The sequence below is a fragment of the Alphaproteobacteria bacterium genome, assembly GCA_040220875.1.
GTDB lineage: Bacteria > Pseudomonadota > Alphaproteobacteria > JAVJVX01 > JAVJVX01 > JAVJVX01.
The window spans coordinates 39,675-53,693 of sequence record JAVJVX010000006.1 but is presented as its reverse complement, the minus strand read 5'-3'; the positions used below and the strand labels follow the sequence as shown (position 1 = coordinate 53,693).

General features: G+C 64.4%; 11 protein-coding genes. 9 read left to right on the top strand and 2 right to left on the bottom strand.

Going from position 1 to position 14,019, the window contains the following annotated elements; translation table 11 throughout:
• Window positions 1-16 precede the first annotated feature (16 nt).
• From RLQ26_06295 to RLQ26_06255, 9 genes are all read left to right on the top strand, one after another.
• Window positions 17-1,111: a quinone-dependent dihydroorotate dehydrogenase gene (locus RLQ26_06295; GenBank protein ID MEQ9088334.1), complete on the top strand. Its 1,095-nt coding sequence runs from the start codon at window positions 17-19 to the stop codon at window positions 1,109-1,111.
• 114 nt (window positions 1,112-1,225) lie between these two features.
• Window positions 1,226-2,521: an EAL domain-containing protein gene (locus RLQ26_06290; GenBank protein MEQ9088333.1), complete on the top strand. Its 1,296-nt coding sequence runs from the start codon at window positions 1,226-1,228 to the stop codon at window positions 2,519-2,521.
• A gap of 51 nt (window positions 2,522-2,572) precedes the next feature.
• On the top strand, window positions 2,573-3,511 hold the full coding sequence (locus RLQ26_06285; protein ID MEQ9088332.1) for a TIGR01459 family HAD-type hydrolase: 939 nt from the start codon (window positions 2,573-2,575) through the stop codon (window positions 3,509-3,511).
• A 48-nt stretch (window positions 3,512-3,559) separates the two neighbouring features.
• Window positions 3,560-5,713 (top strand): methylmalonyl-CoA mutase, encoded by a 2,154-nt coding sequence (scpA, locus tag RLQ26_06280; protein MEQ9088331.1) that lies wholly within the window; start codon window positions 3,560-3,562, stop codon window positions 5,711-5,713.
• Window positions 5,714-5,721: 8 nt separating this feature from the next.
• Window positions 5,722-6,483, top strand: coding sequence for an SDR family oxidoreductase (locus tag RLQ26_06275; GenBank protein MEQ9088330.1), 762 nt, complete (start codon window positions 5,722-5,724; stop codon window positions 6,481-6,483).
• Between the two features lie 80 nt (window positions 6,484-6,563).
• Entirely contained in the window at window positions 6,564-8,507 is a 1,944-nt protein-coding gene (locus RLQ26_06270) for an ABC transporter ATP-binding protein/permease (protein ID MEQ9088329.1), read from the top strand.
• Window positions 8,508-8,555: 48 nt separating this feature from the next.
• Window positions 8,556-9,569: a methylmalonyl Co-A mutase-associated GTPase MeaB gene (gene meaB, locus RLQ26_06265; GenBank protein ID MEQ9088328.1), complete on the top strand. Its 1,014-nt coding sequence runs from the start codon at window positions 8,556-8,558 to the stop codon at window positions 9,567-9,569.
• 178 nt (window positions 9,570-9,747) lie between these two features.
• Window positions 9,748-10,047 (top strand): 50S ribosomal protein L28, encoded by a 300-nt coding sequence (rpmB, locus tag RLQ26_06260; GenBank protein MEQ9088327.1) that lies wholly within the window; start codon window positions 9,748-9,750, stop codon window positions 10,045-10,047.
• 203 nt (window positions 10,048-10,250) lie between these two features.
• A complete protein-coding gene (locus RLQ26_06255) occupies window positions 10,251-11,030 on the top strand; it encodes a dienelactone hydrolase family protein (protein ID MEQ9088326.1) in 780 nt (259 codons plus the stop codon).
• Between the two features lie 15 nt (window positions 11,031-11,045).
• On the opposite strand, the gene cobT is transcribed toward RLQ26_06255, so the two are convergent.
• Complete coding sequence (gene cobT, locus RLQ26_06250) at window positions 11,046-12,926, bottom strand: cobaltochelatase subunit CobT (protein ID MEQ9088325.1); 1,881 nt, start codon at window positions 12,924-12,926, stop codon at window positions 11,046-11,048.
• A 45-nt stretch (window positions 12,927-12,971) separates the two neighbouring features.
• Window positions 12,972-13,964: a cobaltochelatase subunit CobS gene (cobS, locus tag RLQ26_06245; protein ID MEQ9088324.1), complete on the bottom strand. Its 993-nt coding sequence runs from the start codon at window positions 13,962-13,964 to the stop codon at window positions 12,972-12,974.
• Between the last annotated feature and the right edge of the window lie 55 nt (window positions 13,965-14,019).

The following is a 14,019-nucleotide window of genomic DNA, read 5'->3' as shown; positions in this document are numbered from 1 at the left end:
GCTTAGAAGCTTCGTGATGATGGACTTGCCCGCCCTCGCTCTTCCGTTCCTGCGCGCCCTCCCGCCGGAAACGGCCCATCGGCTGACCGTCGGGCTCCTGGCAAACCGGCTCGCAACATCGGTGATGCCGGCTCGGCCGGCCGACGACCCGCGTCTTCACCAGACCCTTTTCGGGCTGGATTTCCCCAATCCACTGGGCCTGGCGGCCGGGTTCGACAAGAACGCCGAAGCGGTGGATGGCACTTTTCGACTGGGCTTCGGTTTCGTCGAGGTGGGGACCGTCACGCCGCACCCGCAGCCTGGCAATCCGCGGCCGCGATTATTCCGCCTGCCGCAAGACGGGGCGGTGATCAACCGCATGGGCTTCAACAATGACGGTGCCGGACGCGTGGCCGAGCGGTTGAACCTGCGCCAGGCACGCCGGCACCGGAATCCCGGGCCGCTCGGCGTCAATATCGGACGGAACAAGGACCAGACGGATGCGGCGGCCGATTATCGCCGGGGCGCCGAAATTCTGGGTGCCTTTGCCGATTATCTGGTGGTCAATGTGTCGTCTCCCAACACGCCCGGCTTGCGCGCCCTTCAGTCGGCCGAGAACCTGGGCGGCATTCTGCGCGCCACCCGCGACGGGCTTGCCCACCTGCCCGAGCCGCCGCCGGTTCTGGTCAAGATCGCACCCGATCTGGACGATGAAGCGCTCGAATCCATCGTGAGGACGGCACGGGATGAATCGGCCGCCGCCCTCATTGTTTCCAACACAACCGTTTCGCGGCCGCCCGGCCTCGCGAGCCCTCACCGGGATGAAGCCGGTGGCCTCAGCGGCCGTCCGCTTTTTCCCCTTGCCACGCGGACATTGGCGAAAGCCTATCTCTATGCCGAGGGCGCCTTGCCGCTGATCGGTGTCGGCGGTGTGCAAAGCGGGGCGGATGCCTATGCCAAGATCCGGGCGGGCGCCTCGTTGGTTCAGCTGTACACGGCGCTGGTCTTTGACGGACCGGCCCTGGTTGGCCGTATCCTGCGGGAGCTGTCCGCGCGCCTGGCGGCAGACGGGTTTGCTGACATCGCCGCTGCTCGGGGGGGCGATGCGCCGGACTGGGCCAGTGTGAGCTAAGTCCCCGATAAATGGCGCTATTCCGGGGCGGCTCGCGCCTCATGGTTAACGAATTCTCAAACTGTTGTTGCGAAGGTGCGGTCCTCGACACCCGGGGAGCGGGCGGAGCCGCACGTGCAAATTCTCATCCTTATCGGAACTTTCGTCGTCGCCGGCCTGTTCGCAGTCGCGTTGCGTCTGGCGGGGGTGGCGGAGACAAACCTCGTCGCAATCCTGTGTGGCGCCACGAGTTTCGGGCTCGGCGCCGGCGCGTGGTTCTGCTGGGCACTCACGCGGGACGGGCAGTTGCTGCGCCGGCATCTGGCGAAGCTCCAGCGCGAGCGGACGGAAATGATCGGCGAACTGGAACTGGTGCGCACCGAGATGCAATCCCTCCTGGAATCGCTCAACACCCGTCACGCCAATCCCGTGCAGTCGGAAGCGATGCTCAAGGAAATGCGCGTCCTGAAATCATTGGTCGCCCAGCTTTCCAATGTGAGCCTCGAGGCAGCCGGCGCGCAGGCAGTCGGAACCGGTGCGCTTGCCGAGGCGGTGGCGGTGGGCGGCGGGAGAGCGGTCCCGATATCGGATTCCGGCATGGGCGACCCGGGACCGGGAGAGGCCGAAGTCCCTCAGCGCGGCCCGCATCTCAGTCTGGTAGGCGCCCCCGTGATGACCGGGCTCGATCCGGCCGAACTGCTCGAGATCGTCAAAGACGGGCTGAATTTCGGGCGGGTCGATCTGTATCTGCAGCCGATCGTGGAGCTGCCGCAACGGCGCAAGCGACATTACGAGTGCTTTTCGCGCATCCGTAACGAGGACGGCCGGGTCATCCTGCCCGAACATTATATTTCGGTGGCCGAAGAAGCCGGCATCATGGGAACGATCGACAATATGCTTCTGTTCCGCTGTGTGCAGCTTGTCCGCAAGGCGCAGCGCCGCAATCAGAATGTGAGTTTCTTTTCCAACATATCTCTCCGCACCCTGGAGGATCAGGGCTTCTTCGGCGAATTTCTCGATTTCATGCGCGACAACCGGAACCTCGCCGGCCAGCTCATCTTCGAAATGACGCAGGATGATCTCGAGAAAATGCGGCCCGGGACGCGGCGGAACCTGGAAAATCTGGCCGCGATGGGTTTCCGGCTTTCCATGGATCAGGTTCGCGACCTCAATCTCGATTACGCCGGCCTCGAGGAACTGGGCGTGCGTTACGTCAAGCTGGAGGCGGACCGGATGCGGGATTCGCTGCCTGACGACGCGGCGGTGGCCGAGATGCATCGCTTCCGCAGCCGTCTCGACCGGTTCGGCATGAACCTGATCGTGGAAAAGATCGAGTCGGAGGGCGCGCTGAAGGAATTGCTCGACTTCCGTCTTGAATACGGTCAGGGCTATCTCTTCGGTGAACCGCGCCTCTCGCGCGAGGGCGGTTAGCGCCAAAGGGCCTTTTCATCCCCGGGCGCCCGTGGCAGAAGACCGCCCATCATGTCGGACTCGCAATCGCCGGACCCGCACCCCATCCGCCTGATCCACGGGATCAGCAAGCTGGCGCCCAATTACGACGGCTTCGTCCTGGATCTCTGGGGCGTCATTCACAACGGCGTCGAGGCCTTTTCCTGGGCTCTCGATGCCCTGCGGTGCCTGCAGGGACAGGGAGCCCGGGTGGTGCTTCTCTCTAACGCGCCGCGCCGCCCGCGCGAGCTCGTCGCGGCCCTCGAGAAGATGGGGGTGCCGCGCGAGCTTTATGACGAAGTGATTTCGAGCGGACGCGAAGCCTATGCGGCGCTCTGCGACCGCACGTTGCCATTTTACCGAAATCTTGGCCGGCACTGCTTTCACCTGGGGCCGCCGCGCGACCGCAATATGCTTGAAATCGACAGGCTGATCGAGGTGAGGCAACCGGAAAAGGCCGAATTCGTCCTCGCCACCGGACCGGTTTCCGACGACAAGGATGTTGCCTTCCACGAGGACCTGTTACGCGGCTGGGCGAAAAGGGACGTGCCCATGATCTGTGCCAATCCGGATCTTGTCGTGATTCGCGGGGACGAACGCCTTATTTGCGCCGGCGCCATCGCTCAGCGCTACGAAGAACTGGGCGGGCGCGTGCAGTATCACGGCAAGCCTTTCCCGGAAATTTACGATACCTGCCGCGATGTTCTGGGTATTCGAGATTCCCGGCGGATCCTTGCCATCGGCGACAGCCTCAGGACCGACATTCGGGGCGCGCAGAACGCCGGTATGGACTCGATCCTGGTCGCGGGTGGCATTCACGGCGATGAATGGGGGTTGAAGCCGGGCGCGGCGCTCGACCCCGAGAATCCGCCCGAGGGGCTTCGCGTGAAAATCAGCGAGGCCTGCCAGTCGGCGGGTCTTCGGCCGTTGGCCGTGATGGGCCGATTTGCCTGGGACGCCGAGACCAGCTAGAAATTCTGCGGACAAGCGGCGGCGACGGCGGCGGGGTAAGGGTGATCAATGGCGCGTTTCGAAAAGAAAAGCCTGAATGATTGGACGGAGCTTGCCGGCGACGAACTGAAGGGCAGTTCGGTGGACGATCTCGTCTGGCAGACGGCGGAAGGGATCCCGGTCAAGCCGCTTTACACGGTCGAGGATCTCAAGGGGATCGAGCAGCTCGACCAGTTGCCGGGTTTCGTCCCGTATATGCGTGGGCCGCGGGCCACGATGTACGCTAACCGCCCCTGGACGATTCGCCAGTATGCGGGGTTCTCCACGGCCGAGGAATCGAACGCCTTTTATCGCCAGGCCCTCGAGGGCGGGCAGACCGGACTTTCCGTCGCCTTCGATCTTGCCACCCATCGCGGGTACGACAGCGATCATCCGCGCGTGGTGGGCGATGTGGGCAAGGCCGGGGTGGCCATCGATTCAGTCGAGGATATGAAAATCCTCTTCGACGGCATTCCGCTTGACCGCATCAGCGTCTCGATGACCATGAACGGCGCGGTGCTGCCTGTCATGGCTGGCTATATCGTTGCCGCCGAGGAACAGGGTGTTAGCCAGGACAAGCTTTCCGGGACCATTCAGAACGACATTCTGAAAGAGTTCATGGTGCGGAACACCTACATTTATCCGCCCGAACCCAGCATGCGCATCGTGGCCGACATCATCGATTATACGGCCCGGCACATGCCGCGATTCAATTCGATCTCCATTTCCGGGTATCACATGCAGGAAGCCGGGGCGACCGCGGTCCAGGAGCTCGCTTTCACCCTGGCCGACGGGCGTGAATATGTGCGTGCGGCCTTGTCCAGAGGGCTCGATATCGACGCTTTCGCGCCGCGGCTCTCCTTCTTCTTCGGGATCGGCATGAATTTCTTCATGGAGATCGCCAAGCTGCGCGCCGCCCGGCTTCTCTGGGCGCGCATGATGAGCGAGTTCGAGCCGGAGAACCCCAAGAGCCTGGCGCTCCGCACGCATTGTCAGACGTCAGGCTGGAGCCTGACGGAGCAGGATCCCTACAACAACATCATACGCACCACTATCGAGGCCATGGCCGCCGTGCTCGGTGGCACCCAGTCGCTCCACACCAACTCCTTCGACGAGGCATTGGCCCTGCCCTCCGACTTTGCCGCCAAGATCGCGCGCAACACCCAGCTCGTGCTCGCCAACGAGACCGGGATCCCCCAAGTGGTGGATCCGCTGGGCGGCAGCTACTACATCGAGGCGCTTACCGATTCTCTCGTTCGCGAGGCGGCGCGACTGATCGGGGAGGTCGAGGAACTCGGCGGCATGACCAAGGCCGTCGGGGACGGCATGCCGAAACTGCGGATCGAGGAAGCGGCCGCGCGCCGCCAGGCGCGGATCGACCGGGGCGAGGAGGTCATCGTGGGCGTCAACAAGTACCGCTCCGCCACGCCCGATCATGTGGAAGTGCGCAATATCGACAATACCGAGGTGCGCGACCAGCAGATCAGACGCCTCGAGAAACTCCGTGCCGGACGGGATGAGGCGAAGGTAAAATCCGCGCTCGCCGCGCTGACGGAAGCCGCAGGCCGGGAGGCCGGCGACGCCAATCTGCTGGGGCTCGCCATTGAGGCCGCCCGGGTCCGTGCCACGGGGGGCGAGATTTCGGACGCGCTCGAAAAGGTGTTCGGCCGGCACCGGGCCATCAGCCGGGCGGTTTCGGGTGTTTATGGCGCGGCCTATGAGGGGGACGAGAAATTCATGAACCTCCGGAAGGATATCGAAGCGTTTGAAAAGGAAACCGGCCGCCGGCCGCGTATTCTCGTCGTCAAGATGGGGCAGGACGGGCATGACCGCGGCGCCAAGGTGATCGCGACCGCCTTCGCCGATCTCGGCTTCGATGTTGATATCGGCCCGTTGTTCCAGACGCCGGAAGAAGCGGCACGCCAGGCGGTGGAGAACGATGTCCATGTCGTGGGTGTCTCGAGCCAGGCGGCGGGCCACAAGACCCTGGTGCCGGGCCTGGTGGCGGCGCTCGAAAAAGAGGGGGCGGGCCACGTGGTGGTGATCGCGGGCGGCGTCATCCCGCCGCAGGATTACGACTTCCTGAAACAGGCGGGCGTATCGGCGATTTACGGCCCCGGCACCAATATTCCCGAAGCGGCCAAGGACGTGCTCGACCTCGTGCGCGAACGCGCGGGCGGATAAGGGGCACCATGGCGCGACCCGACGGAAAGCTCGCGAACAAGGTGGCCGTCGTGACCGGCGGCAATGGCGGTATCGGACTCGCGACGGCGCGACTCTTCGCCGCCGAGGGTGCGAAACTCGCGATTTTTGGCCGCAACCGCGAGACGCTCGATGCCGCGCGGGGCGAGCTTGGCGATGACTGCCTGGCTGTCGCCGGCGATCTCCTCGCGCTCGACGATCTCGATCGGCTCTATGCCGAGGTGCGGGGGCGCTTCGGCGCCATCGATTGCCTCGTCGCCAATGCGGGCGGCGCGGCCATCCGACCGGTGGGCGACATCGACGAGGCGTTTTTCGATCGCGAAGTCGGCATCACCCTCAAGGGGACATTTTTCACCATCCAGAAGGCGTTGCCACTCCTGCGTGACGGCGGGACCATCGTGGTCGTATCTTCGATATCGGCGACAAAGGCCTTTCCCGGCCTCAGCCTTTACGGCGCCTCCAAGGCGGCCCTCCGCTCGCTCGTCCGGACACTCACGGCCGAACTCGCCCCCCGGCGCATCCGCGTCAACGCGCTCACACCGGGCGCCATCGACACGCAGGCCTATCAACGGCTCGGCATGACCGAGGATCAGATAGCAGCTATGAAGGTGCAGCAGGAGGCGGCCACGCCCCTCGGTCGGATGGGCAAGGCCGATGAAATCGCCCGCGCCGCCCTTTTCCTTGCCAGCAGCGACTCGTCCTATATGGCCGGGGCCGAACTCACCGTCGATGGCGGTGTCGCGCAGATATAACCAGTGCTCCTCAGGGATCGAAACAATTTGTTGGCCGACCGCCTCTAGACGGGCGGGGCGGCGGGTGCCATGAAGGCCTTATGACCAGTCCTCACGGATTCGACCGCACGGAAAAGACCGACCGCCTGCAATGGGGCACCATCCGCACCCTCGCGCCCTATCTTTGGCCGGCTGCGCAAGGGCCCCATCGCCGCGCCGGCGCAACCGAAATCAAGACGCGGGTCGTGATCGCCCTCGGGCTGCTCGTCCTGGCCAAACTCGCGAACGTCGTCACCCCTCTCATCTTCGAGGAGATTCTGGCCGCGCTCGACGTGGAAAAGGCCGCCATCCTGGCGGTGCCTGTTGCGCTTATTTTGGGCTACGGCTTTCTGCGCGTCGCCTCGCAGCTTTTTGGTGAGTTGCGCGATGCGATTTTTGCCAAGGTGACGCAGAGCGCCATTCGCGCCATCGCGGTCCAGGTTTTTCAGCACATTCACCGGCTTTCCCTGCGCTTTCATCTCGAGCGTAAGACGGGCGGGCTCAGCCGGGTGATCGAGCGCGGCACGAAGGCGATCGAATTTTTGCTCGCCTTCATGCTGTTCAACATCATTCCGACCCTGATCGAATTTTTCCTTATCGTCGGCATCATGTGGTGGCGTTACGGGTTCTGGTACGCGCTGATCATCTTCGCCACTGTGGTGATCTATGTGAGCTTCACTTTCTCGGTTACGGAATGGCGGCTCAAATACCGCCGCGAGATGAACGAGACCGACCAGCAGGCGAACACCAAGGCGGTGGACGCGCTCCTCAATTACGAGACGGTCAAGTACTTCAACAACGAACGGCACGAGAGCGAGCGTTTCGACGCGTCCATGCGGCGCTACGAGAAGGCCGCGATCCGGACACGTACCTCTCTCGTCGCCCTCAACGTCGGCCAGGCGGTGCTGATCGGCGCCGGCCTGACGGCGCTGATCTGGATGGCGGCGGCGGAGATTGTCGCCGGTACCATGGACATGGAAAAACTGGTTGGCATCACGCTTTATCTCTTCCTGATCTATGTTCCGCTCAATTTTCTCGGTTTCGTCTATCGTGAAATCAAGAATTCGCTCACCGATATGGAACGGATGTTCGAGCTTCTCGACGTGTCGGCCGAAATACGTGACAAGCCGGGCGCACCGTCGCTCGAGATCCGCGAAGCGGCGATCAGGTTCGAGCATGTTGATTTTTCGTACGACCGGCGGCGGCAGATTCTGCACGATGTCAGTTTCGATGTGCCGCCTGGCCGGATGCTCGCAATCGTCGGGCCAAGCGGGGCCGGCAAATCCACCGTCTCGCGCATCCTGTTCCGCTTTTATGATGTGGATTCGGGCCGGGTGACCATCGACGGCCAGGACATTCGGGATGTGACCCAGCAGAGCCTGCGCCAGGCCATCGGGATCGTGCCCCAGGATACGGTCCTTTTTAATGACACGATCCACTACAACATTGCCTATGGCCGGCCCGGCGCTTCGCTGGAAGAGGTCGAGCGGGCGGCGCGCCTGGCTCACATTCACGATTTCATTACGAGCCTGCCCGATGGCTACGAGACCATGGTGGGCGAGCGCGGTCTCAAGCTGTCGGGCGGCGAGAAGCAACGCGTGGCCATTGCCCGCACGATCCTCAAGGACCCCCGGATCCTGCTGTTTGACGAAGCCACCTCGGCCCTCGATTCCGAGACCGAAAAGGAAATCCAGGCCAATCTGCGCGAAGTCGCCCACGGCCGGACCACACTGGTCATCGCTCACCGGCTTTCCACGGTGGTGGATGCCGATGAAATCCTGGTCCTCGAGCAGGGCCGGATTGTCGAGCGCGGCCGGCATGGCGAGCTTCTGGCGGCGGCGGGCAAATATGCCCAGATGTGGGCACGTCAGCAGGAGGCTCAAAAACATCAGGCCGCGCTGGCCGAGGCGGCGGCGGCCGGTCTTATCCGGCCGGCCACCGCGGTGGATGACGCTGAAGAACGCGCCGCCGGCCCTCTTGGCGAAGAGCCGCCGAAGCGCTCATAATCGCGGCGCCCCACGCCACCTCCTTTCATCACACGCGGGAAATGCGCCTTGGCTGACGACACGATCGACGGGGAACTGGCGTCCCTGGCCAAAGCGGTCCGGGCGGGTGAGCGCCGGGCGCTGGCCCGGGCCATCACGCTGATCGAATCCACCCGGCCCGATCATCGTGAGCAGGCGGAGGTGTTGCTCGAGCGACTCTTGCCGGAGACCGGCGGATCCATCCGGATCGGCATTTCCGGCACCCCCGGTGTCGGCAAATCCAGCTTCATCGAGGCTTTCGGTCTTTATGCCATCGATCAGGGGCACAAGGTCGCGGTGCTCGCGGTCGATCCCACCTCGGAGCGCTCGGGCGGATCCCTGCTCGGCGACAAGACGCGGATGGAGAAACTTTCGGTCCATGCGAACGCCTTCATACGGCCAAGCCCGACGAGCGGCACGCTGGGCGGTGTGGCCCGGCGCACGCGTGAGGCGATCCTGGCGACGGAGGCGGCCGGATTCGACGTGGTCCTCATCGAGACGGTGGGGGTCGGGCAAAGCGAGACCGCGGTTTCACATATGGCCGATCTCTTTCTGCTGCTCATCCAGCCCGCCGGCGGGGACGAGTTGCAGGGGCTCAAGCGGGGAATAATGGAACTGGCCGATCTTGTGGTCGTGAACAAGGCGGATGGCGAGCTGATTCCGGCGGCCACCCGGGCGGTGAGCGACTACCGCGCGGCTCTACAACTGCTGCGCCCTCCGGAGGAAGGCTGGGCGCCCCAGGTGCTGAGGTGCTCGGCCCTCACGGGTGACGGCATCGCGGCGGTCTGGGAGACCGTCCTCAGGTTTCGCGACGAGGCCCGGGCCAGCGGCCGCCTCGAGGCGCGCCGCCGGCGCCAGGCGGTGCGCTGGATGTGGGACGAGGTGACCGAGACCCTGAAATCACTCCTGCGCGCAGACCCCGAGATTCGACCGCTTCTGGGCGATCTGGAGGCGCGCGTGCTCGCGGGCGAGATCACCGCGCCCCGCGCCGCGGCCGCGCTGCTGGCGGCCTTCATGGGCGGCCACGAGGAAAATCCCGACTGATGCACGGCGGCCAGCGGCCAATAATCCCGATCTTTCCCGGGTTTTTCGGGTCGGGGTGCTTGACTGCACGCGCCAGCCAGCCTAAAAACCGGGCGCTTTCAAGGGTCCGGCCCCGTATGGTCCGGACCCGGTTCTTTCTGGAACCGGGGCGGTTTCCGCCCCCAGTCGAGGACGCATCATGGCGCGCCGTTGTATCGTGACAGGCAAGGGAGTGATGGCGGGGAACAACGTCAGCCACGCCAATAACCGCACCCGCCGCCGTTTTATCCCCAATCTGCAGCAGACCTCGCTGATTTCCGAGGCGCTGGGCCTGCCGGTCCGGCTCAAACTCTCGACCAAGGGTCTGCGCACCATCGAGAAAAACGGCGGTCTCGACGCGTTCCTTCTGGGAACTGCCGATTCCAGGCTGGACCCGGATCTGCGCCGGATCAAGCGCCGGATCGAAAAGGCGCGTGATCGCGTGGCCGCGCGGGCCTAGGCCGCCCGCCCGATCCCGTTCGCCTGGCCACCCCGAACCCGCCGCCCGCCGGCGGGTTTTTTTTGTGTCGGACCGTCGGTCGCGTCATGGACCGGGAACCGTTCCTGGCTCAAGATCGTCCCCCTAATCCCGGCCCGAAGGCCCGGCATGCGGGCCCGAGGCAGCCTGGTCTCACGCCAACCCACCCCGCCCCGGAGGTTTTGATGGACGGACTCAACCGCCGCGACGTCGTCACCGGACTGGTCCGGCTTCCACTGGCGGCCCTGCCGCTTGCAGCCATTCTGGCCGATCCGCGCCTGGCGCGGGCGGCGGCCGACACGCTGGCGACAAAGACTCTCGATCTGCCCTCGGGGCGCCGCGTGTCCGCGGCCCTGGCGGAACCCGATGCCCCCGCACGCGCCAGTGTTCTCCTCATTCACGAATGGTGGGGGCTGAACGACCAGATCAAATCCGTGGCCTTCGATTTCGCGAAGCAGGGGTATCGTGCGCTTGCCGTCGATCTCTATGGTGGCAGGTCCACAACCTCGCGCGAGGAGGCACCCAAGCTGATGGGGGCGGTCAATGATGCCGAAGCGGTGGAGACCCTGACCGGCTGGGCCGACTGGCTGGCGTTGGCTGGACCGGGCCTTGCCCTGGGCACGGTCGGCTGGTGCTTTGGCGGCAGCTGGTCGCTCAAGATATCGACGGAAACACCGGTCGATGCCACGGTCATCTATTACGGCCGCGTTGACCTGCCCGCCGCCCGGCTCGAGAATCTCGTGGGCCCGGTGCTGGGCCATTTCGCCGAGCATGACAAATGGATCAATCACGAAATGATCGCGGGTTTCGAGGCCAATATGGACGCCGCCGGCAAGGAGCTGACGGTTCACTGGTACGACGCGGACCACGCCTTCGCCAACCCGACGAGTGCGCGCTATGATGAGCCGGCCGCCAGCCTTGCCTGGGAACGGACGACGGGCTTCTTCGCCGAGAACCTTTCCTGAGCCGGCCCTGCGGGGCTAGTGCTGGCGGGCCGCCACGCGCTGTTCACGCGGCGTGCGAGAGCGAGAGTGCCTGGCGGCGCCCGGCTCATCGAAAAGCTCGGTCAGTTTTTCCATCATGGTGCCGCCGAGCTGCTCCGCATCCATGATCGTCACGGCCCGGTCGTAATAGCGCGTTACGTCATGGCCGATCCCGATTGCCACGAGATCCACGGGCGAACGGGTCTCGATCCAGCGAATGACCTGACGCAGGTGCTGCTCGAGATAATTGCCCGAGTTGAGCGAAAGGGTCGAATCGTCCACCGGCGCCCCGTCCGAGATTACCATCAGGATCCGGCGCTCTTCGGATCGGGCGATCAGCCGGTTATGCGCCCACATGAGAGCCTCGCCGTCGATATTCTCCTTGAGCAGGCCCTCGCGCAACATCAGGCCGAGATTCTTGCGCGCCCGCCGCCATGGCGAGTCGGCTGATTTGTAGACAATATGGCGAAGATCGTTGAGCCGCCCCGGATCGGCCGGCCGCCCTTCGCGCAGCCATTTCTCGCGCGCCTGCCCGCCTTTCCACGCGCGGGTTGTGAATCCCAGAATTTCAACCTTCACCCCGCAGCGCTCGAGGGTGCGGGCCAGGATATCGGTGCTCATGGCGGCGACGGAAATGGGCCGTCCGCGCATGGAGCCGGAATTGTCGATCAGGAGCGAAACCACCGTATCGCGGAAATCCATATCCTGTTCCTGTTTGAAGGACAGGGGGTGGGTCGGGTTGGCGACAACTCGCGCCAGGCGGGCCGGGTCCAGGATGCCTTCGTCCAGATTGAACTCCCAGGCGCGGTTCTGTTGCGCCATGAGCTTGCGCTGCAGGCGGTTGGCGAGCCGGCTGACGACCCCCTGCAAATGCTGCAACTGGCTGTCGAGATAGACGCGCAGTCGGGTCAGTTCCTCGGGATCGCACAATTCCTCGGCCCCCAGCACCTCGTCGTACTCGGTGGTGTAGGCGGTATAGCGGAATTGGCCTTCGCTCGTGCCATCGGGATAATTTGGCCGATATTCCGCTGTTTCACCCGGCTGCTCCTCGCCGGTCGACGCGTCGAGCTCTTCCTCGCTCGCGGCCATCATGTCCTCGGCCGAGTGGTCCTCGTCCTCTTCGGGGGGACTCATGCCGTCGGGCGCCTCCTGGTCCGCGCGTCCATGCTCGTCCCGCTGGTCGGCCTGATCTTCCCCGTTGTCCTCGTCTTCGTCCTGGCCTTCTTCGTTCTCCTCGCTCGGCTGGTCCTCGGGCTCGAGGTCGAGGTCGGCGATCAGCCGGCGGGCCGCCAGGGCGTAGGCGTCCTGGTCACCCGCCGAATCGGCCAGGGCCGCGAGATCGCGCGCGACTTCCTCCTCCAGGTTAGAACGCCAGAGGTCGACCATGTGGCGGGCGTTCTCGGGCGGCTTTTCGCCCGTGAGTGTTTCGCGGGCGAGGAAACGGACCGCCTCGATCAGGGGAACATCCTCGCGCCGGGCGACGCGGTCATAGCCGTGCATCCGGCAGTACTCATTGAGTGACGCCTCCAAATTTGCCCGGACGCCACGGAAGGCGTTCGCGCCCAGCGCCTCGACCCGGACCTGTTCCACCATGTCGAAAACCGATGCGGCGGCGGCCGATTGCGGGCGGTGATGGGCATGCACCTTTTCGTTGTGGTGGCGCGCGCGCATTGCCAGACCGTCCGCCTCGCCCCGGAGAGTCGAGACCTCCTCGGCCCGCAGCGCCCGGTCGGGCAGCGGCAGGCGCGCCTGCTTGTCGCGGAGTTGCGGCGTCGAGAGCCCGAAGCTGACTTCGATATCCGGATCCTTCGAGAGCGCGCGAAGGGCCGCGGCCGTTACTTGCTTGAAGGTGTCGACGGGTGTCGGTGGTTTCGCCATGGTTTGGGCCGTGGAATCGGGGCTGGAGTGGCGGGGCGGTGGCGCTTAATTCACCGCTACCTTCGCGCCGTCCACCGGAAGTTCGGTGCCAAAGCAGCGCTGGTAGTATTCGGCCACGATATCGCGCTCCGCCTCGTCGCACTTGTTGAGGAAGCTGAGCCGGAAGGCAAAGGCGATGTCGCCGAAGATCTCCGCATTCTCCGCCCAGGTAATGACGGTGCGCGGTGACATCACAGTGGAGATATCGCCGGCCATGAAGCCCGTGCGCGTCAGTTCGGCCAGCCGGACCATGGCGTCGACCTCCTCGCGTTTCTCGTCCGACCCGTAGGTCGGCACCTTGGCGCGGACGATCTCGGTCTCGGCGTCGTGCGGAAGGTAGTTCAGCGTCGCGACGATATTCCAGCGGTCCATCTGTCCCTGATTGATCTGCTGCGTCCCGTGATAGAGCCCCGTGGTGTCGCCCAGCCCGACGGTATTGGCGGTGGCGAACAGGCGGAAGGACGGATCGGGGTGGAGTACCTCGTTTTGATCGAGAAGGGTCAGGCGGCCCTCGACCTCGAGCACGCGCTGGATGACGAACATCACGTCAGGCCGGCCCGCGTCGTACTCGTCAAAGACCAGGGCCACGGGATTTTGCAGGGCCCAGGGCAGGATGCCCTGGCGGAACTCGGTCACCTGCTTGCCATCCTTGATGACGATGGCATCGCGGCCGACCAGATCCACGCGGCTGATATGGCTGTCGAGATTGACCCGGACACATGGCCAGTTGAGGCGGGCTGCGACCTGCTCGATATGAGTGGATTTGCCTGTCCCGTGATAGCCCTGGATCATGACGCGCCGGTTATGGGCGAAGCCGGCCAGGATGGCGAGGGTGGTGTCGTGATCGAAACGGTAGGCATCATCCAGGGGCGGCACGTATTCGCTGCCCTTGCTGAAGGCTGGAACCCGCATATTGCTGTCTATGCCGAAGGTCTGGCCCACCGAAATTTCGATATCGGGCGTGTCGAGCGGGTGAACCTGATGATCTGTGCTCTTCATGGAGATCTGCTTTTCCGGTTTGGGGTTGGGGCCCGGTTGCGCCGGGCCGGAAAAT

What these genes read in the sequence shown, in the direction of transcription:
- RLQ26_06295 (MEQ9088334.1), top strand. Translation starts at nt 17, where the DNA reads ATGATGGACTTGCCCGCCCTCGCTCTTCCGTTCCTGCGCGCCCTCCCG.
- RLQ26_06285 (MEQ9088332.1), top strand. Translation starts at nt 2,573, where the DNA reads ATGTCGGACTCGCAATCGCCGGACCCGCACCCCATCCGCCTGATCCAC.
- scpA (MEQ9088331.1), top strand. Translation starts at nt 3,560, where the DNA reads ATGGCGCGTTTCGAAAAGAAAAGCCTGAATGATTGGACGGAGCTTGCC.
- RLQ26_06275 (MEQ9088330.1), top strand. Translation starts at nt 5,722, where the DNA reads ATGGCGCGACCCGACGGAAAGCTCGCGAACAAGGTGGCCGTCGTGACC.
- RLQ26_06270 (MEQ9088329.1), top strand. Translation starts at nt 6,564, where the DNA reads ATGACCAGTCCTCACGGATTCGACCGCACGGAAAAGACCGACCGCCTG.
- rpmB (MEQ9088327.1), top strand. Translation starts at nt 9,748, where the DNA reads ATGGCGCGCCGTTGTATCGTGACAGGCAAGGGAGTGATGGCGGGGAAC.
- RLQ26_06255 (MEQ9088326.1), top strand. Translation starts at nt 10,251, where the DNA reads ATGGACGGACTCAACCGCCGCGACGTCGTCACCGGACTGGTCCGGCTT.
- cobT (MEQ9088325.1), bottom strand. Translation starts at nt 12,926, where the DNA reads ATGGCGAAACCACCGACACCCGTCGACACCTTCAAGCAAGTAACGGCC.
- cobS (MEQ9088324.1), bottom strand. Translation starts at nt 13,964, where the DNA reads ATGAAGAGCACAGATCATCAGGTTCACCCGCTCGACACGCCCGATATC.